At 43.9% G+C, this 18,022-nt stretch carries 15 protein-coding genes and 1 tRNA gene; 12 read left to right on the top strand and 4 right to left on the bottom strand.

Features of this window, described 5'->3' with window-relative positions:
• The 8 genes from Q0600_RS06360 to Q0600_RS06325 form a co-directional block, all read left to right on the top strand.
• A partial coding sequence (locus tag Q0600_RS06360; protein ID WP_298758243.1) for a heparinase II/III family protein occupies positions 1–1,989 on the top strand: 1,989 nt, incomplete at its 5' end.
• On the top strand, positions 1,982–3,112 hold the full coding sequence (locus tag Q0600_RS06355; protein WP_298758240.1) for a glycosyltransferase: 1,131 nt from the start codon (positions 1,982–1,984) through the stop codon (positions 3,110–3,112). The genes Q0600_RS06360 and Q0600_RS06355, both read left to right, overlap by 8 nt.
• Positions 3,113–3,609: 497 nt before the next feature.
• Positions 3,610–4,209 carry an O-antigen ligase family protein gene (locus Q0600_RS06350; protein WP_366517544.1) on the top strand — a complete coding sequence of 200 codons (600 nt, stop codon included), beginning with the start codon at positions 3,610–3,612 and terminating at the stop codon, positions 4,207–4,209.
• Positions 4,206–5,309, top strand: coding sequence for a glycosyltransferase (locus Q0600_RS06345; RefSeq protein WP_298758237.1), 1,104 nt, complete (start codon positions 4,206–4,208; stop codon positions 5,307–5,309). Before Q0600_RS06350 ends, Q0600_RS06345 begins: the two co-directional genes overlap by 4 nt.
• The gene (locus tag Q0600_RS06340) at positions 5,306–6,430 is read left to right on the top strand and encodes a glycosyltransferase family 4 protein (protein ID WP_298758234.1); all 1,125 of its coding nucleotides are present in this window, start codon (positions 5,306–5,308) and stop codon (positions 6,428–6,430) included. Before Q0600_RS06345 ends, Q0600_RS06340 begins: the two co-directional genes overlap by 4 nt.
• Entirely contained in the window at positions 6,423–7,787 is a 1,365-nt protein-coding gene (locus Q0600_RS06335; protein ID WP_298758230.1) for a mannose-1-phosphate guanylyltransferase/mannose-6-phosphate isomerase, read from the top strand. Before Q0600_RS06340 ends, Q0600_RS06335 begins: the two co-directional genes overlap by 8 nt.
• Before the next feature lies 1 nt (position 7,788).
• A complete protein-coding gene (locus Q0600_RS06330; RefSeq protein ID WP_298758227.1) occupies positions 7,789–9,099 on the top strand; it encodes a sugar transferase in 1,311 nt (436 codons plus the stop codon).
• Positions 9,100–9,121: 22 nt separating this feature from the next.
• A complete protein-coding gene (locus Q0600_RS06325; RefSeq protein WP_298758224.1) occupies positions 9,122–10,051 on the top strand; it encodes a Wzz/FepE/Etk N-terminal domain-containing protein in 930 nt (309 codons plus the stop codon).
• A 398-nt stretch (positions 10,052–10,449) separates the two neighbouring features.
• Here the strand turns inward: Q0600_RS06325 and Q0600_RS06320 are convergent.
• Together Q0600_RS06320 and Q0600_RS06315 are read right to left on the bottom strand one after the other, a co-directional pair.
• Positions 10,450–10,525: transfer RNA gene (locus Q0600_RS06320), tRNA-Lys, on the bottom strand.
• A 254-nt stretch (positions 10,526–10,779) separates the two neighbouring features.
• Positions 10,780–11,595: a lipid-binding SYLF domain-containing protein gene (locus tag Q0600_RS06315; protein ID WP_005872227.1), complete on the bottom strand. Its 816-nt coding sequence runs from the start codon at positions 11,593–11,595 to the stop codon at positions 10,780–10,782.
• A 108-nt stretch (positions 11,596–11,703) separates the two neighbouring features.
• On the opposite strand from Q0600_RS06315, the gene Q0600_RS06310 reads away from it, so the two are divergent.
• The 4 genes from Q0600_RS06310 to Q0600_RS06295 all read left to right on the top strand — a co-directional run bounded on the left by Q0600_RS06310 (position 11,704) and on the right by Q0600_RS06295 (position 15,868).
• The gene (locus Q0600_RS06310) at positions 11,704–12,516 is read left to right on the top strand and encodes a M23 family metallopeptidase (protein ID WP_298758220.1); all 813 of its coding nucleotides are present in this window, start codon (positions 11,704–11,706) and stop codon (positions 12,514–12,516) included.
• 25 nt (positions 12,517–12,541) lie between these two features.
• Positions 12,542–14,371, top strand: a complete 1,830-nt coding sequence (locus tag Q0600_RS06305) for a hypothetical protein (RefSeq protein WP_298758217.1) — start codon at positions 12,542–12,544, stop codon at positions 14,369–14,371.
• Between the two features lie 144 nt (positions 14,372–14,515).
• Positions 14,516–15,079 (top strand): methylated-DNA--[protein]-cysteine S-methyltransferase, encoded by a 564-nt coding sequence (locus tag Q0600_RS06300; protein WP_298758214.1) that lies wholly within the window; start codon positions 14,516–14,518, stop codon positions 15,077–15,079.
• 666 nt (positions 15,080–15,745) lie between these two features.
• Complete coding sequence (locus Q0600_RS06295) at positions 15,746–15,868, top strand: hypothetical protein (RefSeq protein WP_298758209.1); 123 nt, start codon at positions 15,746–15,748, stop codon at positions 15,866–15,868.
• 300 nt (positions 15,869–16,168) lie between these two features.
• Here the strand turns inward: Q0600_RS06295 and dapE are convergent, their stop codons facing one another.
• The gene (dapE, locus tag Q0600_RS06290; protein ID WP_298758206.1) at positions 16,169–17,347 is read right to left on the bottom strand and encodes a succinyl-diaminopimelate desuccinylase; all 1,179 of its coding nucleotides are present in this window, start codon (positions 17,345–17,347) and stop codon (positions 16,169–16,171) included.
• A 15-nt stretch (positions 17,348–17,362) separates the two neighbouring features.
• Positions 17,363–17,959 (bottom strand): LysE family translocator, encoded by a 597-nt coding sequence (locus Q0600_RS06285; RefSeq protein WP_298758203.1) that lies wholly within the window; start codon positions 17,957–17,959, stop codon positions 17,363–17,365.
• Positions 17,960–18,022 lie beyond the last annotated feature (63 nt).

Here is an 18,022-nt window from a genome sequence, read left to right as displayed (position 1 = left end):
AAGAATATGCTTTTGAAATTTGCTCAAACTATATACAGTCATTCCAATTGTTCAATAATCAAATTAAATTCTATAAATATAAAAAAGCTCGACCTGCCAAATATAGATCCGGATGTCGCAAAATATCTATCTAAAATGTACATTGAGCATAAATTTGATCTGCTCGGTAGCGGGTGGGTAAAAAATAGCTATGATAGCGCGGCGCTCGGGCTTGAGGGCTACAGGTACGATATGAATGTCGCGGCGCCCGCGAATGTGCCAGAGGGCTACGAGCCGATCGATTGGCAAAAGGATTTTAAAAGCGGCTTTCGGTGGGATGAAAAAAAATGGTACAAAGATCAGCGCATAGCCCATAAGCCCGGTAGCGATATAAAGGTGCCGTGGGAGCTTGCGAGGTTCCAGCACTTGCCGCAGCTTGCTATTTTTGCGATGACGGATCCGAGTCTAAAAGAGCAAAATTTAAAAGAATTTAAAAACCAAATTTTAGATTTTATCCACAATAATCCGCCTAGAATGGGCGTAAATTGGACCTGCACGATGGATGTTGGCATTAGGGTAGCTAATATGCTGGCGGCTTACGATATGTTTTGCCAGATGGATGAGGGTGGAATTTTAGATCAAAATTTTAAGCAGGCCTTTTCAAATAGCGTCTACGAGCACGCTCTTCATATCGTAAATAATCTGGAGTATTCGCCGCATCTTACGTCAAATCACTATCTAAGCGACATCGTGGGGCTGCTGTTTGCGTGCGCGTATTTGAACGGCGATGGCGAGATAGACGCGTGGCTAGCGTTTGCCCTCCAAGAGATAATTAGCGAAATGAAAAAGGAATTTTACGAAGATGGCGGAAATTTCGAGAGTTCTACGAGCTATCACCGCCTAAGCGGCGAGCTGATGGCGTATGCTACGGCTATGATACTGGGTCTAAAAAGTGAAAAAATTTCATCGCTAAAAAATTACGATGTAAAGCTTTGGCGCAAAAAGCCGAAACTTTTACCGCCGGAGGAGCAGGAATTTAAAATTTTAAACGGACAAATAGCGCTGCCGCAGTGGTTTGTGGACAGGCTGTATAAAATCGGCAGGTTTACTGCCGACATTACAAAGCCAAACGGAGAAGTGCCGCAATTCGGCGATAACGACAGCGGCAGGCTTTTTAAATTTAGCCCAAACGGCGAGTTTTTGAGTAATGAACAGGCCGCGCGAAAATATCTAAATTTAAGCGGCTTTGGGGGTGGCGACGAGCCGTTTTGGGACGAAAATATCTTAAACCACTCCACGCTAATTAGCTGCATGGGCGGGATTTTTGACGATGAGATATTTAAAAACGATATGCGCTTTGAGAGGAGTTTTACGAGAGCTCTTGCGGGACGCACGCTGCAAGTAGGCGATAAAACATACAAAAGCCAGGTCGCTTTGAGCATAAAATTCGGCGAACTACCGTACCGAAAAAGCATGGAATTTAAAATTCCAAATTCGCAAGAGATCAAAAATCTATTTTATCCAGACAGCGGAATTTTTATCTTCAAATCCAGCAAATTTTACCTCGCTATCTGCGCTACGCCGCTTGGGCAAAATGATCACGGCGGACATACGCACAACGATAAGCTGGGCTACGAGCTGTGGATAGACGGGCTGGATATAGCAAGAGATCCCGGCACCTATCTTTATACGCCGCTCCCCGGCAGAAGAAATGAATTTCGAAGCGTCAAGGCTCACAACGTGCCGATCGTGGAAGATCTAGAGCAAAATAGTTGGGGCGAGGGAGCGATCGGATTATTTGGAATGTTTGCGGAATGCAGATGTGAAGTGGCGGATTTTGGAGAAAATTTTATAAGTCTCGCCGCAGAATATAAAGACATAAAAATTATTAGAAAATTTGAGATAAAAGGGGACAAATTGGAGATTATCGATATGGCAAATAGGGAATTTTATTATAGTAAATTTGGGTTATATTCAAATGGGTATGGAAAGTTAATGAAAAATGTCTAAAAAAGTTTTAATGGCCGTTGCAAATTACTATACTTCGCCGTTTCAGGTCGGTAGTCATCACTATGCCAGAGCGTTTGAAAAGCTAGGGTATGAGGTGTTTTTTATCTCAAATCCTATCTCGCCGATACATAAAATTTTTGCAAATAGCAACGAGCTAAAAGAGCGGGAAAGAATTTATAAAAAAGGCGGCGAAAGTGCGGGGGGCATTTTTTATTATGTTCCGCGCTCCCTTTTTACTCCTCAAAACAAGCCGTTTTTATCGTCAAATTTTGTTTTAAACAATTGGCAAAATTTTACGCGTCCTAATTTATTAAATTTTATAAAGGAGCGAGGTTTTAGCGAGGTTGATATATTGTGGTTTGATAGCCCGTTGTTCGGCTTTTTGCTGGATACCATAACTTATAAAAAATCGATTTTAAGGATAGCTGATTATTCAAAAGGTTTTAATGCAGTTTCTGATACGCAGTTTAAAGCCGAGATAAATATCGCAAACAAGGTGGATACGGTCATTTATACGGCCAAAAATTTAAAGGAAAAATACGATCAAATAAAAGATAAATCTAAAATGAAATATGTACCAAATGGCATTGATCTTGATTTCTTTAAAGCGGCAGATAGGTCTTTGCCGCCACAGCTTGAAGATATTCCTGAGCCTAGGGTAATTTACGTAGGGGCAATACATGATTGGTTTGATGTGGACTTAGTGTATTACTGTGCTAAAAATTTGTCAAATTATAATTTTATTATAATAGGTCCGGAGCAAAAAGATCTATCTTTACTTAAAAAGCTAAAAAATATCCATATTTTGGGCTCTATACCATACGCTAAAATTCCTGCATTTTTATATAATTCACAGGTGGGCATAATTCCTTTTAATGTTAAGGATTATCCTGATTTAGTAAATAGTATAAATCCTTTAAAGATGTATGAGTATCTTGCTTGCGGATTAAGGGTTGTTAGCGTGGAGTGGGATCAGATTAAAGATATGAGTGATTATGTGTATTTTGCATGTAATAGCGATAGCTTTCTGAATTGTATTGAAAGTAGAGAAGCTAGGCAGAGGTTTCATCTAGAACATGTTACATGGAATGGCAAGCTAAGCACCTTGCTTAAAGATTTATGAAGTTACTTTATAGACTTTTACCTTTTTTTATATTAAAACAACCATTTAGTCTACCATTATATTTTAATGCTTTGGCTCCCATTTTTGGATTTATTTACATATTTAAGTATAAAAAGATATATGCATGCTATATTCCAATTTTTATTATGATAATATGCAATGTTGTAGTATGTGCATATACTGCCCGGATATCATCGATTTTTAGGCTACTGCAACTTACTTTAATTTTATTTTTCTCTATGTATTTAATCAAGGTATTAAAAAAGTATGATATATTTTTAATATTAAAAATAATGCTTATATTTATTATACTTGTTTTTATCTTAGAAGTATACATGGGCAATAATGCTGGCTATAGAGATTTTTTTGGTTTTTATTTGCCACGATACAGGGGGGTTATTGGAGAATTTAATTTTACTGCATTATTGCTTATAGTGATGGTTCTGTTGTTCCAGCATTCTAAAATATACTAAATAAAAAAGGGTCTGTTGTAGCTCATTTGCAACAGATCTTTTTTATTTATAATTTTTACTGCTAATAGGAGCTTTATAATATCCTTATTCTTATTTATATTTTTGTCTATAATCTCGAAGATAAACAAACGAGTAAGTGTTTATTTTGGATATCTATATATTTTATTTATATTTCTATATCCGTTTTTGATACTTGGATTGGACCGCATTTTGGATATAGATAATAAAATTTTAATAGATGATTTTTCGTCTCTTAGGTATCAGTTACATGTTGCATATGCTAATATGGGTTTTGATAATTATGGTTTTGGTATAGGATATTTTAATGGCAAAAATTTAATTCTTGATTCAGAGTACTTATTGCATTTAAATGCTTTAGAGCGTATGAATTTGATATTAGAACAACACAATCTTTTTCTACAAGTATTTTCTGAATTCGGTGTTATTGGTTATATTTTGTTTTATGCTTTTATAATTTATATTTTAAGAAAAGCTATATTGACAAATCATAATTTATTTATTGCCTTTATATCTTTATTGACTTCTTGCCTATTTGTCAATGCTTTGCATGAGCTTATTTTTTATATATATATATCATATATACTGAAGGATTATGACAAATGAAAATTTTATTTATCACGCTTAGAGCTGATCACGGCGGCGGCCCAAAACACGTCGATCTACTTATAAATAATTTATCTAGCGAGATAGAGATATATCTTGCTTGTCCGCAAGATAGGCCCTATTATGATCTGTGGAGCAAGTCAAAAAAGATTAAAGATATATTTACCCTGCCGCATAGAAAATTTAGTGCGAAAAAGCTCCTTGGACTGAATAAATTCATAAAAGATAACGATATAAAAATAATTCATTCCCACGGTAAGGGTGCTGGTATCTATTCGCGGATGCTTAAAATTTTAAATCCAGGGCTAAAAATAGTCCATACTTTACACGGCGTTCATATCGGAGAATACGGCTTTTTAAAAAAGAGCGCGTATATTTTTTTGGAGCGATTTTTAACGCTATTTACCGATAAATTTATAAATGTGTCAAATAGCGAAAATAGCGTTTGTTTAAAGCTTAAATTATTTAAAAAAAGCAAGAGTGAGATCGTATATAACGGCATAAAAGCTCTTTTGAAAGACGATAACGCCAAGATAAAATTTGATCTGTCAGGAAAAAGGGTAGTTACGACCATTTCGAGATTTGACTACGCAAAAAATATGAGTTTGGCGTACGAGATAGCCAAAAAATTTAAAGACAAATCAAGTATCGTTTTTTTATGGCTCGGAAACGGCGACGATAGGGTAAAATTTGAATCTATGGCGCAAAAAGACGGCGTAAATATAATCTTTACGGGCTTTACCGACGAAGTGCCCGCGTATCTATCCGCTACGGACATCTACCTGTCTACATCCAGGTGGGAGGGGCTGCCTTATGCGCTCATAGAGGCGCAGTCGCTCAGTATCCCTATAGTGGCGACAAACGTTGTGGGAAATAACGAGGTTGTAGAAAACGGCAAAAGCGGATTTTTGTTTGAGGACGCACAGCAGGCGTGTCGGGATATAGAAATTTTATTAAACGATGAGAAAATATACGGTAAAATGCGAGGCGAAGCATTGCTAAATTTTAAAGATAAATTTAATATCGGCGCTATGATTCGTAAAGTGGAAAAAATTTACGAGCAGATATTTGAAAATAGATCAACTAGGGAGCCGCAATGAAAAAAGCCCTTATCCACGACTGGTTTAGTACCTATGCGGGCGCGGAGAAATGCGTCGAGAGTTTTACTAATATCTGGGATGATTTTGAAATTTACAGCCTCATCGACTTTTTAAAGGGTGCCGACCGAGATAAAATTTTAAAAGGCAAGCACGCTCACACGAGCTTTATCCAGAAGCTGCCCTTTGCAAAGGACAAATACCGCAACTACCTGCCGCTATTTCCGCTTGCGATTGAGCAGTTTGATCTAAGTGGCTACGACGTCGTGCTGTCTAGCTCGCACGCCGTCGCAAAGGGTGTGCTGACGCACTCAAATCAGCTTCACATTGCCTATGTACACACGCCGATCCGCTACGCGTGGGATCTCTATCATCAGTACTTGCGCGAAAGCGGGCTAGATCGCGGTTTAAAGGGCATGCTGGCGAAGTATTTTTTACATAAAATTAGGCTTTGGGATGCGAGCACCGCAAACCGCGTGGATCACTACGTCGCAAACAGCCGCTACATCGCGCGCCGTATAAAAAAAACCTACGGCAAGCCTAGCGACGTCATCTATCCGCCCGTGGACGTGGATAAATTTAAGCTGCGCGAAGCCAAAGAGGAATTTTACCTCACTGCCTCGCGCATGGTGCCGTATAAAAAGATCGATCTCATCGTCGAGGCGTTTTCGCAGACGGATAAAAAGCTGCTCGTTATCGGCGATGGTCCCGATATGGCAAAAATAAAATCAAAAGCGGGCAAAAATGTCGAACTTTTGGGCTTCGCAGATGATGAAACGATGGCGGATCTTATGGGGCGGGCTAAGGCATTTGTTTTTGCCGCAGAGGAGGACTTCGGCATTACGCCGGTGGAGGCGCAGGCATGCGGTACGCCGGTGATCTGCTTTGGGCGCGGCGGCGCTCGCGAGACGGTGCGCGATGGCGAGAGCGGGCTGTATTTTATGGAGCAAAACGCAAAGGAGCTGCTCGCCGTCGTAGCTAAATTTGAGCAAAATTATGATAAATTTGAGCCTGTAAAAATCAGAGAAAATTCTTTAAAATTTTCGCGCGCGCGCTTTGAAGCCGAGATCAAAAGCTACGTCGAGAAAAAATATGAGGAATTTAAGGACGGCCTAAATGACTAATATAATCCTAAGCGGCGGCAGCGGCACGAGGCTGTGGCCCATCAGTCGCACGCTTATGCCAAAGCAGTTCGTGCGCCTCTTTGACGATCGCTCGCTTTTTATGATGAGTTACGAGCGAAACTCCCCGCTATGCGAGCGCACGCTCGTCGTCTCAAACGAGCAGCAGTATTTTTTGGCGCTCGATCAGCTTGAGGCCCTAGGCGCGCGCGGCGTGAAATTTCTACTCGAGCCCGTTGGCAGAAACACGGCTCCTGCGATCGCGCTTGCGTGTTTGAGCTTAAAGGCCGAGGAGATCGTTTTCGTAACGCCGAGCGATCATCTAATTAAAGACGAAGCGGCGTATAAAAACAGCGTCTTGCGCGCGTACGAGCTTGCAAAACAGGGATTTTTGGTGACGTTTGGTATCAAGCCAGCGGATGCAAATACGGGCTACGGCTATATCGAAGCAAGCGGCGAGGACGTGTTAAAATTTCACGAAAAGCCTGAGCTTGCGGCTGCGCAAAGCTACATAGCGGCGGGGAATTTTTACTGGAACAGCGGCATGTTTATGTTTAAAGCGGGCGTATTTTTAGGCGAACTAAAAGCGCAGGGCCCTGAAATTTACGAAGCCTGCGTTCGCGCGCACGGAAATTCTAACGCGGAAAATCCGATTAGAATTAAACTAGGCGATATGCAAGAAATCCCCGCAGATAGTATCGATTACGCAGTTATGGAGCGCACGAGCCTTGCTAAGGTCGTACCCGCAGATATCGGCTGGAGCGATCTGGGAAGCTTTGATAGCTTAGACGCCGAGCTGCCCAAAGACGCGAACGGCAACACCGCAAGCGGGCAAAATATCGCTCTAAATTCTAAAAACAATCTCATCATCGGCTCGGGCCGCACGATAGCCGCCATAGACATCGAGGATCTCGCTATCGTAGATACCAAGGACGCCCTGCTCGTATGCAAAAAAGGCTCTACCCAAAAGGTAAAGCAGGTGGTGGAACGGCTAAAGAATAGCGATCTAGCGCGCGTGCATGTAACGACGCACCGCCCGTGGGGCAGCTACACGGTGCTCGAAGATGAGCGCGGCTACAAGATCAAGCGCATCGTCGTTAAGCCCGGCAAGCGGCTATCGCTGCAGAAGCACTACCATCGCAACGAGCACTGGATCGTTGTTAGTGGCACTGCGACCGTGACTGTGGGCGAGCGAAATTTCTTACTACGCGAGAATGAATCTACGTTCATTAGGATGGGCGAGGTTCACCGTCTCGCAAACGAGGGCAAAATTCCCGTTGTACTAATCGAAGCTCAAGTGGGCAGCTACACCGGCGAGGACGATATCGTGCGCCTGCAAGACGATTTTAATAGGAGTTAGGATGAAAAAGCAACTCTGCATTTTGATAATCTTGGCGGTCGATATTTTCGGCATCTGGCTTTGCTTCGGGCTTGCCGTGGTGCTTAAAAATCTGCTCTACGGCGATAGCGTGCTGCTGGATATCGGCAGGTATCAAGGCTTCGCACCGTCCTACGTCATAATGATATTTCTATTTTTCTATCAGGGGATCTATTCGAGGCGATATGATTTTTGGCACGAGAGTAGAATTTTAGTGAGAAGCTGCTTTTTTGGGCTTTTGCTCAGCCTTGCGTTGCTTGCTTTAATCAAAGTCAATTACGAATTTTCGCGCGCCAGCTTTATTCTGAGCTTTGCCTTTATGGCGGTGGTTTTGCCGATTTTTAAGCTCATAACGAAAAGGGAGCTTTTTAAATTTGGCCTATGGCAGAAGAGGGCGAAAATTTTAGGCGAGGGCGAAGAGTTTGAGAGCGCCGTCTTAGAAAGCGCGTATTTGGGATACGTTAGAGCTCTTGGCAGCGATTACGACGTGTTGTTTATCGGCGGAAGTAGGCTTGGGGCGAAAGCCTTGAACGAGCTTATCGAGCATAATATCAGAAAGAACAAAGAAATTTTATTCACCCCCGTGCTGCGCTCATACGACTTTACGCAGGCAGATATTTACAGCGTTTTTGCCTCGCGCACGAGCCTCTTTGCGATACGAAATTCTCTGAAAAGCCCTTTAAATTTAGCTCTTAAACGCGGGCTTGATTTGGCGCTAATTTTCTTAGCGCTTCCTTTGCTGGTGCCGATCTTTGGCGTAATCGCGCTGATGATGAAGCTAAAAGAGCCCAAGGGGCGCATATTTTTTTCGCATCAAAGGATGGGGTTTGGCGGCAAGCCGTTTGGATGTCTGAAATTTCGCTCGATGAAAGAAAACGGCGATGAAATTTTAGCTCAGTATCTCAAGCAAAATCCGCAAGAGGTGGAGTATTTTGAAAAATATCACAAATACGAGCATGATCCGCGCATCACGAAGCTGGGCGATTTTTTGCGCAAAAGCTCGCTAGATGAGCTCCCTCAGCTGATCAACGTCCTAAAGGGCGAAATGAGTATCGTAGGCCCTCGCCCGTGCGCACAATACGAACGCAAGGATATGGGCGAATATGCAGATCTAATCCTGGCCGTCAAGCCCGGAATTACGGGGCTTTGGCAGGTGAGCGGGCGCAGCGACGTGGATTTTGCGACCAGGGCGGGCATGGATGCGTGGTATATGAAAAACTGGTCAATATGGAACGACATCGTGATAATCATAAAAACCTTTAAGGTGGTCCTTGTTCGCGAGGGCGCAATTTAAATTTTAAATTTGGAGAAGAAATATGCAACAGAATTATTGTGAAGATGATGAGATTGATTTGCTAGATTTGGCAAAAAAGATATGGAAATATAAAAAGCAAATTTGTATAGTAACTTGCGGATTTATTGCTGTTGGGCTTTTGTACATTCTATTTGCTACTCCGTGGTATAAAGCAACGGCGGTGGTAGAAACCGCCTATTATAATAATGAAACTGGTATGCCACAGTATATAACCGAAAGATCCGTTCGGATGCATGAGCTTAGAGTAAAATATATTGATGGACTAAAGGATATTAAGGACAAGAACGTAACGGTTGATAGTATCGTCGCTGATAAAGATAGCGCCAATATATTTATTATAACGGCGTTTGCCAAATCAAACGAATTACTAAAAAAACAGATAGATGAGATGGTAGCAGATTTAAGCAAAGAAGATGCTATAGTTTTAGATGAATATAAAAAGGCTGTACGCGAACAATCGGTAAGTATTGATTCGCAGATAAGTTATTTAAAAAATGATAAAATTCGTAATTTAAAAGAACGCATAGAATATTTAAAAGGTGTTCAGATAGCCAAAATAGATGATCAAATAGACATGTTGAACAAGAAAGAAAAGCCTAGCGATGCTGGCGAATTAAAACTTATGGAGTTAATGAATATAAAAGACAAAATTTTAAATGACAATATACCTAAAATAAGTGACGAAATGAGTGCTATAACTCTAGTACAAATTCCTGATTTAATGAAGAAAAAGAGCATTATAGAAAGTAGGCTTTCTGATTTTAATTTTAAAACTTCTCATATAATTTCTAATATAGTTTTATCTGATCGCCCAGCAAAGCCTAAAAAACTAATCATTTTAGCAATATCTGCAATAATAGGACTTATGCTTTCTACCTTTGTAGTATTGGTTTATGATAAATTTAAAACCTGCAATTCCGAAAATAGATAAATTTTAAATAATTTATTTCTATATTGGGGTGTTACGGTTGAATGTAAAGGCTGCTTTGATAAAACTCCCTACTGCAGCGCTTTATATGGAATATTATGTTGCACGAACCTTAGCAAAATTATATATTGGCGCTAAATCAGCAAATGCTATTTTACTAAAGAGTAAGGATGACATTTGGCTATTGCGGTATCAAAGATAGATTTGTTTTGTGCTTTTGGCTGTGACTATTAAATTTTATCTATGCATCGAATCCTATCGCTTGGATACATTATCAAAAAAGTCATTTATTACTATCGAGTAGCCCCAATTTGCATTTACAAAAGCATCGTGATTATAAATTTAGGTGTATTAATTAAAAATCGCCGATTAAAATTCTATAATTGTATGTAAAAAAGTATTGGTGTCCCGTGTAGGATTCGAACCTACGGCCGCCTGATTAAGAGTCAGATGCTCTACCAACTGAGCTAACGAGACAAGAACTATAATTGTAGTGATAAAAATATAAAAAACTGATTAAATTTTATAAAAATTTCGTTAAATTTCATAAAATTTTATCCGGTCTTTATATATCTAATAACTCATAAAAATTAAATGAAATACTTTAGTAAAGAATCAATAAATCTTTTTAAAATAACCTATGCGCTTCGATTTCACATCTAGGCGCTCTTGCACAAACTCAACGCAAAGCCAAAGCAAGAAGCCCCATAAGCGGGGCTTGGCTCGATAATTTATTTTGCTTTTTTAGCCTTTTTGCTTCGCGTAGCCTTAGCGTGAGTTCTAGGAGAGCGGTTTGAGATGATCGGCTTACCGTCAGGATATTTTTTCTGCACGTGATTTACAGGTATCGCCGCACTGCTGCTAGCGCCGTATTTCTCGCCGTTTGTGAAATACTTCCTCATCACTTCTTTCCATCTTTTTGCGTATTTATTCGCGCGCGGAGAATCGTTTAAAATGTCCTCGTAGTCGTAAATTCTCTCATAGAAGTCGTTAGTTAGTTGATCGTCGATAGTGATTCTGCCGTTGTCGATCGATACGCCTAGGTAGACGCCTGTTTGCTCGCCCGGGCTTACCATCCATGCAGAAATATCAGGTAGATCGGTTGCGCGACCAGTTCTTCTACCTACGCCGCCTGCTGCAGCACCTACATTGATCTCAAGGGTGTCTGTGCCGGTAAAAATGTCTTGATATGACTTCGTAGTATGAAAGATCATAACGATGTCGCTCGTCTCGTAGCCTGCCTGTAAGCCCACGCCGTAGCCTTTATATTTGATAAAAATCGGTGAACTCCACTCGCCGTTCTCGCCTTTGACGCTAAAAATTCCATCGCCGTATTGTAGCGATGCGCCCGCAGCTAAACGTTTTACGTCGGTTAGGATTGCGACGGCTTTGGCGCTGGTTAGATAGCGCTCATCGGTGCCGAAGTTATTAGCCGCTACGAAAGATCTAACGACGTTAGTCGCCGCTATAACCTCTTGATTTGCCACGACGTCCGCGTGCAAAAGACCGCAAAGTGCAACAGATGCTAGAAGCAAAAACTTTTTCATCATTTAATCCTTTTAAAATTGAATTTTCGTTATTATAACAGCAATTTCATTTGTTTTAGCTAATTTTTAACAAAAAATTGATGAAAAATAACGAATTTTGGAAAATTTATGAAATTTCTAGCTATTTTTGCACTTTTGGCGATCAAAATTTTCGCTTTAGACATAGTAAACGGTGACGTTATTATCTTAAAATTAGATAAAAGCACAACCGAGTTGAGCTTTGGCTCAAAGAAAATCCCCCTTATCGAGGCTCCAAATTCTAACAATAAAATCGCCGTTTTAGCAGCGAATTACCGTGCTAAGGGAGATTTCGCGCTGCGAATAGTAGATCAAAGCGGCAGTCACGAGCAGATCGTCGCTTTGAAAAAGGGCGAGTATAAAAAAGAGGCCCTAAGTGTCGCTCCGGGTAAAGTTAAACCGCCTAAAGAAGCCGCCGCGCGTATCAAAAAAGAGCTCGACGAAGCCAACGCGATCTATGCGATCACCACGCCGCGCTATCTTTTTTCCACGCCGTTTGAGCTGCCTTTAAACTCCAAAATAACCTCTGCATTCGGCAATGCCCGCACTTTCAATGGCGAGCTTAAAAGCTATCACAGCGGCACCGATTATCGCGCCGCAGTAGGCACTGCAGTGCGCGCTGCCAACGACGGCGTCGTAGTCATCGCCAAAGACCGCTACTACGCGGGCGGTTCGGTCGTGATCGATCACGGCGGCGGCATCTATTCGCAGTACTATCATCTAAGCGAGATCAAAGTGGCGCTTGGCGATCACGTTCACAAAGGCGATGAAATCGCACTTTCGGGCGAGAGCGGTAGAGTTAGCGGCCCACATCTGCACTTCGGCATCGCGATCAACGGCGTGAGCGTCAATCCGCTAAGCTTCGTCGCTAAATTTAATGAAGTGGTTTTTGGTGAGCGCTAAAATGCCCTACAATCCGAAGGAATTAATGAAAAAAATTCTCGCAGGCAGCGATTTTAAGCTAAAAGGCTCGGTCAAAGGCCGCGTGCGCGTCGCGAGTAGGGACGGAGCGATCGTAAATTTTACCGCTGCAGACTTCGGCGTGCAGAGCCTAAACGACAAAATTTCGCTCAGTGGCGAGCAGTTTGAGCGTTTTAGAGCTAGAATTTTTGGGATTTTAAACTCTGGCGGACGCGAGCTTGCAGGCAGGCTCACGCTCTCTTCTACGCCCAAAAAGAAAGCCCGCGCAGATCGTCTCCGCACGGCGGATGGCTATGCGGAGCTTGACGACGCCTGCGATTTTGGTAGCTTTTGCGAAGGAGATTTAAGCGCAGTTTCGCCCGAGGCTGGCGGCAGCTTGGCAAAGACTTCGTATGCCATAAATGCAAGGTGTGGCGAGCGAGATTTTTCTGCGCGTAGCGCTCAGAGCGCGCAAGGCTTTACTTCTAGGGCAGAATTTCAAGATGTTTCGCAAGCAGAATTTTATGGTGCGGCTCGGGCGGAATTTTGCGTAGATACCGCGTGGGATACGTCGTGCGAGAATTTAATTTTGCAAAATGATGCTGCGCAGGATGACATGAGCGTGGGGCTTGCTGCTAGTTTCGAAGAGAGCGAAAATGCGAGGAGTGACAAATTTATGCCGCAAAGCTCTGCGCTCGTGAAAGATTCCGCATTTGAATCGCAAAATTCTAATTTTATGGCGCAAACGGAGAATTTTGCAGCTGAAAATTCGTTTTTAGCAGAGCAGGACGCGAACCTACGAAGTAAAAATTCTACGGCACAAAGCTCTGCATCAAAAAATTCCACTTTCGTAAATTCTGCGCTTGATATAAAGTGCACAAATGATTGTGGGCCTCAAGGCTCCGAGTTTTCCAAGGGGCAAAGCGCTAATTTCGCTAGCCGCCGTGCCGCAAATTTTGCCTTAGAAAATGCCTTGGAATTCGCGCCTCAAGATGAGAATTTAGTCGGTGAGGATTCAATATTTTTGGCAAAAGGGCAAAATTACGCGCTAAAAAATTCCGACGAGCAAAATTTAGCGCAGAAAATCTCCGCACAAGAGTGGCAGCCTTTAAATTTGCCACCGCAAGCAGGAAATAAATTTGTGCCCGAATTTGAGCAATCCGCGCAGTCTGCGTTAACGGGTGAGAATTCTACGTTTGCTTCTTCTATGGCGGAGGGGGCGCTTGGTGATGAGCCCGCGTCTGCTGCTTTTGGGAGCGAATCAACTTTTGCGACTAAGCCCGTAAATTTCTATGGCAAGCCTGCGCGCAAAGCGCCTGCGAAAGAGCGCGCGCGCTTGACGGGGCGTCCGCAGGCTCTGCCTATTGCAAGCACTTCGCGTCCTATCTCGCTACCGCAAACGTCTAAAGCTAGGCTCATCGAGCTTAAGCCGCGTTTCATAGGCATCGCGCATAGGATTAAAATTTCGTTTTTGAAAAAGAGCGCGAGCGAGCCTGGCGAAGGGGTTTTGGCGCGCGTTCGTATTCCACTTTTGATGGAGAATTTCGGTCTTAATGATATTTTGTCATCCACGGCGAACTACCAAACGGCGAAAAAGATGGTGCGCACGATCGCCGATCTTTACATCGCCAAGGATCTGCGCGGCGTGCACATAGGCGTGCCGGTACGCCTTGAAATGGGCTTTAAAAGCGGTATCTCTGACGTCAGCAACCACGCCTTTATATTTAAGCTCATCGAGGACAGCCTCGTCAAAAACGGCGTCATCGACGACGACAATGCAGATATCGTGCGCGAGATCAAGCTTTTTAAGCAAGACGTTTTCGACGGGGTTTTAGTAAACATCATGCGGTTTGAGTAGAGGCTTTGCGGCGCCTTGCGTATAAATTTTAAAAAATTCGCGTTACCGCATGAAATTCCATCGTTTTCGAGCTTTAGCTCGCACCGCAACAAGCGCTTTTTAAAATTTTTTTGATCAAACCAGTAAAAATTTGAAAGGATTGAGATGCAAAAAGCCTTTTTTAATTCGCCTATTGGAATGCTTGAAATTCAGGATGACGAGATCGGGATCTGCAATATCGACTGGGTCAAAAGCTCTGTCTGCGGGCCCAATGATGAGATCTTTAAAAAACACGACGCAGAGCTTAAATTCGGCTTTGTACGTGCAGCGGATGATAAAGGACGCGATTTAAGGCTTAGCGATTTAAGAAAGAATTTGGCTCTTTGCACCGACGAGCTTAGCGCCTATTTCAGGGGCGAGCTTGAGAGCTTCAGCGTTAAACTGAGCCAAAACGGCACGCAGTTTCAAAAGTCCGTGTGGAGTGCGCTTTTAGAGATCCCTTATGGTGAGGTCGTAACATACGGCGAGCTAGCCCGGGCTATCGGCAGACCGCACGCAAGCCGCGCAGTAGGCGGCGCAAACGGCAAAAACAAAATTCCCATCATCGTGCCGTGCCACCGCGTCGTAGCTGCGGGCGGGCTCGGAGGATACAGCGGCGCGGGCGGCGTAGCGACCAAAGCGTGGCTGCTAAACTTCGAAAGAGAAAGCTTAGCCAAATTTGGCAAGTAAAATTCCGTTAAATTATGCCTTGCAGGCACGGCGCTGATTTTAAAATTTTACCGCGCGGCGCTGCGAAATTTCATAAAGCGATTTTGTAAATTTCTAGTTTTGCGGCGACCAAGGCAGTTAAAATTTTGCAAGAAGCGAAACTTGCTATGCTGACTTAAAGCCCTAATTTTAAATTTATCGCGCCTTAGACGCCTGCTATGAGCGGTTGAAATTTTTCGCAGTGATAAAATTTAGCCTCGCGAAATTACGCTCTGAAATCCTTCGATAAATTTTCATCTTGCGTGCATTTAGTGCGGCAGCGCGTAAAGCAGCAAAATTTTGAGTCCCTTTCGTGAAAATAGGCAAGGAAGCAAGGTTTTGCGGCAGAATTTTGCATAGCCTAAAAATTCTGCGTCACCGCGCTGCAAGGGTAAAATTGAACGCCGCCGTATTAAGGCAAAGTAAATTTTTAATTGCGCTTGCCGAAGCGGGGTAAAATTTCCACAGAAGTGGTAAGGCGGGGCGGAATTATCTCAGCGGCAACGTGACTAAATAAAATTCTATAAATCCACGAAGCGGGCGGTATCTTGGGGGGGGCAGAAGCAGCATTGTCTTAGCCAAGCTTCTTGCGTAAGCAGCGGGCTCGCCAAAGATAAAATTTTTCCGAAGACGGCAAAGTACAGCAGTATGCCGCTAGAGTCACCTAGCGAAGATGAAATTCTACGCAAAGAGAGCGAGATGAATTTTGCGCAAAGATCGCGCTATTTGCTGAAATTCTCGCAGAAGCAGCATTTTTATAAAAAATCCTAGTAGGGGCAGCATTATCGTCGTCAAAGCTCACCTTCGAAGTGGCGACGTTTAGCTAAGGCTTCTTTCTTGCGAAAACGACGTTGCATAGTGTTGCATAGCAAAGTAATCGTAAAAGCGGTGAGCGTGCTGCAGATAAAATTCTTAGCAAAAGCGGCGCGGCAGAGCGAAATTCTTACGTAAGACGCGCGGCAAAGATAAAATTTGCCAAGCAACTACGAGCGAAAACCCCAGCAAATTCAGCAAAGCTTGGTAGAACGCAGAATTTTTATCAAATCTACGTAGCTTTGCCAAATTCCTAAATTAGCCAAAATTTTCCATCAGATCGCTAAAAATTTTAGCTAAATTTTCGACGTCGCTAATCTCTACTCGTTCGTTGATCTGATGGATCGTGTCGTTTCGCACGCCAAACTCCGCCGTCTCCACGCCAAACTCCGCGAAGTATCTCGCGTCGCTCGTGCCGCCTGCGGTGTTTAGCTCGGCTGCTGCGCCGCAGATCTTCTGCACGCTAGCGCTTAGTTTTTGCACGATTTTGGAGCCTCGCTGAGTTAAAAAAGGCTTTGAGGAGCTTTTTAGCGCGAGGTGTAGCGACGCGCCTGCTCGCAGCTGCGCGGTGCAGCTCATTTCTAGCTTGCCGCAGGATTCGCTTTCGTTGCATAGCGCATCTTTTGCGTCCAGCTCAAATAACCTCAGTACGTAGTCTCGCACGTCCTCTAGCCCCAATCCTACGCCGCCGCGGACGTTAAACATCACGCGCACGTCCTTGGGTGTTACGTTTACGACCTGCGAACCGCCGTGAATGTCGGTGATGACTATCTTGGCTGGAGCGAAATCCTCGCTACCCGCGTCCAGATCATGCCCCGCGAGGCTTGCTAGCACCGGCGCTAAAATGTGGACAGGATTGATGCATTTGGCGGGATATGCGGCGTGCCCGCCGATACCCGTGAGTGTGAGGATGCCGTTAATCGAGCCGCGACGGCCGATCTTAATGGTATCACCGAAGCGCACTTCGCATGTAGGCTCCGCAACGACTGCGAAGTCGGGTAGGGCACCTTGCTCGCGCAATTTAGAGAGCATTTCGCGCGTGCCGTAGATGCCGTCACCCTCCTCATCGCTGGTTAGTAGTAGGCTTAGCGTGCCCTTAAAATCGTGTGCCGCCGCTAGCGCGCAGATTGCCGCTGCGATGCCGCTTTTCATATCCTGCGCGCCGCGCCCGTATAAAAAGCCCTCCGCTTCCACCGGCACAAACGGATCGCTCGCCCAACCCTCGCCCGGCGGCACGACGTCGATGTGTCCGGCAAAGCACAGATGCGGACCCTGTCCGAAGCGCTTGGTAAAAATCGCGTTAGTTACGCCGTTTAGCTCGAATCTATCCTCGCTAAAGTCTGCCAGCAGCATCGAGACGTAGTTGAAAGCTCCGTCGTCGCTAGGCGTGAGCGAGCGGAATTTGATGAGCTCTTTTAGAATTTCAATCGGTTTCATAAGCCATCCTTTGGTTTAAATTTTAGCAAAAATTATAGCGTATAAAAGCTTTAGTGCGAAAAATACCAAAATAAACGCCGAGATATATGCAAACGCCCGCACTACTATGTTTGGAAGCTTGCTACGAGCTAGATATATCGCAAGCGGAAAAAGCGTGATCCAAGCTAAGATTCCGCTTACAAGCCCCGCAAGGGCAAGCGCAAAATCTGCTCGCGCGGTGCCGGCAGAGACGCTGAGCCAAAACATAATGACGTATGGATTTAGTAAATTTATCAAAAAGCCTTTGCCGTAAAGCGCCGCGCATGAGCAAGCCTCGACGCTTGCAGGCTGCACCGAACTAGCCGTGCCATGCCAGATCTTGTATGCCGTGTAGAGTAAAAAGCATGCGCCAAATACCGATATGCAGGCAAAAACGATCGGGATTTTAGCTAACTGCGATATACCAAACGCCGATAGCGCTAGATACAGCATATCCGCGCTCATGGCACCGAGGCCCAGGCACAGCGCCTTGGTGTAACTTCGCAGCGCGTAGGACATTATCAGCACGTTTACCGGGCCGATCGGCACGCTAACGCCCAGCCCCATCAAAACCCCTTGTACGAATGGCTGCATCCTCTGCTTATACTCCTCAAATCTGCTCTAAAATTTCAATGCGCGGCGCTGCAGATAGAGCGA

Source organism: uncultured Campylobacter sp. (genome assembly GCF_938041645.1).
Lineage (GTDB): Bacteria > Campylobacterota > Campylobacteria > Campylobacterales > Campylobacteraceae > Campylobacter_B.
The sequence above is the reverse complement of the archived record's forward strand: the minus strand, read 5'-3'. Positions and strand labels throughout refer to the sequence as shown.

What these genes read in the sequence shown, in the direction of transcription:
- Q0600_RS06305 (WP_298758217.1), top strand. Translation starts at nt 12,542, where the DNA reads ATGAAAAAAATTCTCGCAGGCAGCGATTTTAAGCTAAAAGGCTCGGTC.
- dapE (WP_298758206.1), bottom strand. Translation starts at nt 17,347, where the DNA reads ATGAAACCGATTGAAATTCTAAAAGAGCTCATCAAATTCCGCTCGCTC.
- Q0600_RS06315 (WP_005872227.1), bottom strand. Translation starts at nt 11,595, where the DNA reads ATGAAAAAGTTTTTGCTTCTAGCATCTGTTGCACTTTGCGGTCTTTTG.
- Q0600_RS06355 (WP_298758240.1), top strand. Translation starts at nt 1,982, where the DNA reads ATGTCTAAAAAAGTTTTAATGGCCGTTGCAAATTACTATACTTCGCCG.
- Q0600_RS06310 (WP_298758220.1), top strand. Translation starts at nt 11,704, where the DNA reads ATGAAATTTCTAGCTATTTTTGCACTTTTGGCGATCAAAATTTTCGCT.
- Q0600_RS06285 (WP_298758203.1), bottom strand. Translation starts at nt 17,959, where the DNA reads ATGCAGCCATTCGTACAAGGGGTTTTGATGGGGCTGGGCGTTAGCGTG.
- Q0600_RS06330 (WP_298758227.1), top strand. Translation starts at nt 7,789, where the DNA reads ATGAAAAAGCAACTCTGCATTTTGATAATCTTGGCGGTCGATATTTTC.
- Q0600_RS06335 (WP_298758230.1), top strand. Translation starts at nt 6,423, where the DNA reads ATGACTAATATAATCCTAAGCGGCGGCAGCGGCACGAGGCTGTGGCCC.
- Q0600_RS06295 (WP_298758209.1), top strand. Translation starts at nt 15,746, where the DNA reads ATGCCGCTAGAGTCACCTAGCGAAGATGAAATTCTACGCAAAGAGAGC.
- Q0600_RS06300 (WP_298758214.1), top strand. Translation starts at nt 14,516, where the DNA reads ATGCAAAAAGCCTTTTTTAATTCGCCTATTGGAATGCTTGAAATTCAG.
- Q0600_RS06325 (WP_298758224.1), top strand. Translation starts at nt 9,122, where the DNA reads ATGCAACAGAATTATTGTGAAGATGATGAGATTGATTTGCTAGATTTG.
- Q0600_RS06345 (WP_298758237.1), top strand. Translation starts at nt 4,206, where the DNA reads ATGAAAATTTTATTTATCACGCTTAGAGCTGATCACGGCGGCGGCCCA.
- Q0600_RS06340 (WP_298758234.1), top strand. Translation starts at nt 5,306, where the DNA reads ATGAAAAAAGCCCTTATCCACGACTGGTTTAGTACCTATGCGGGCGCG.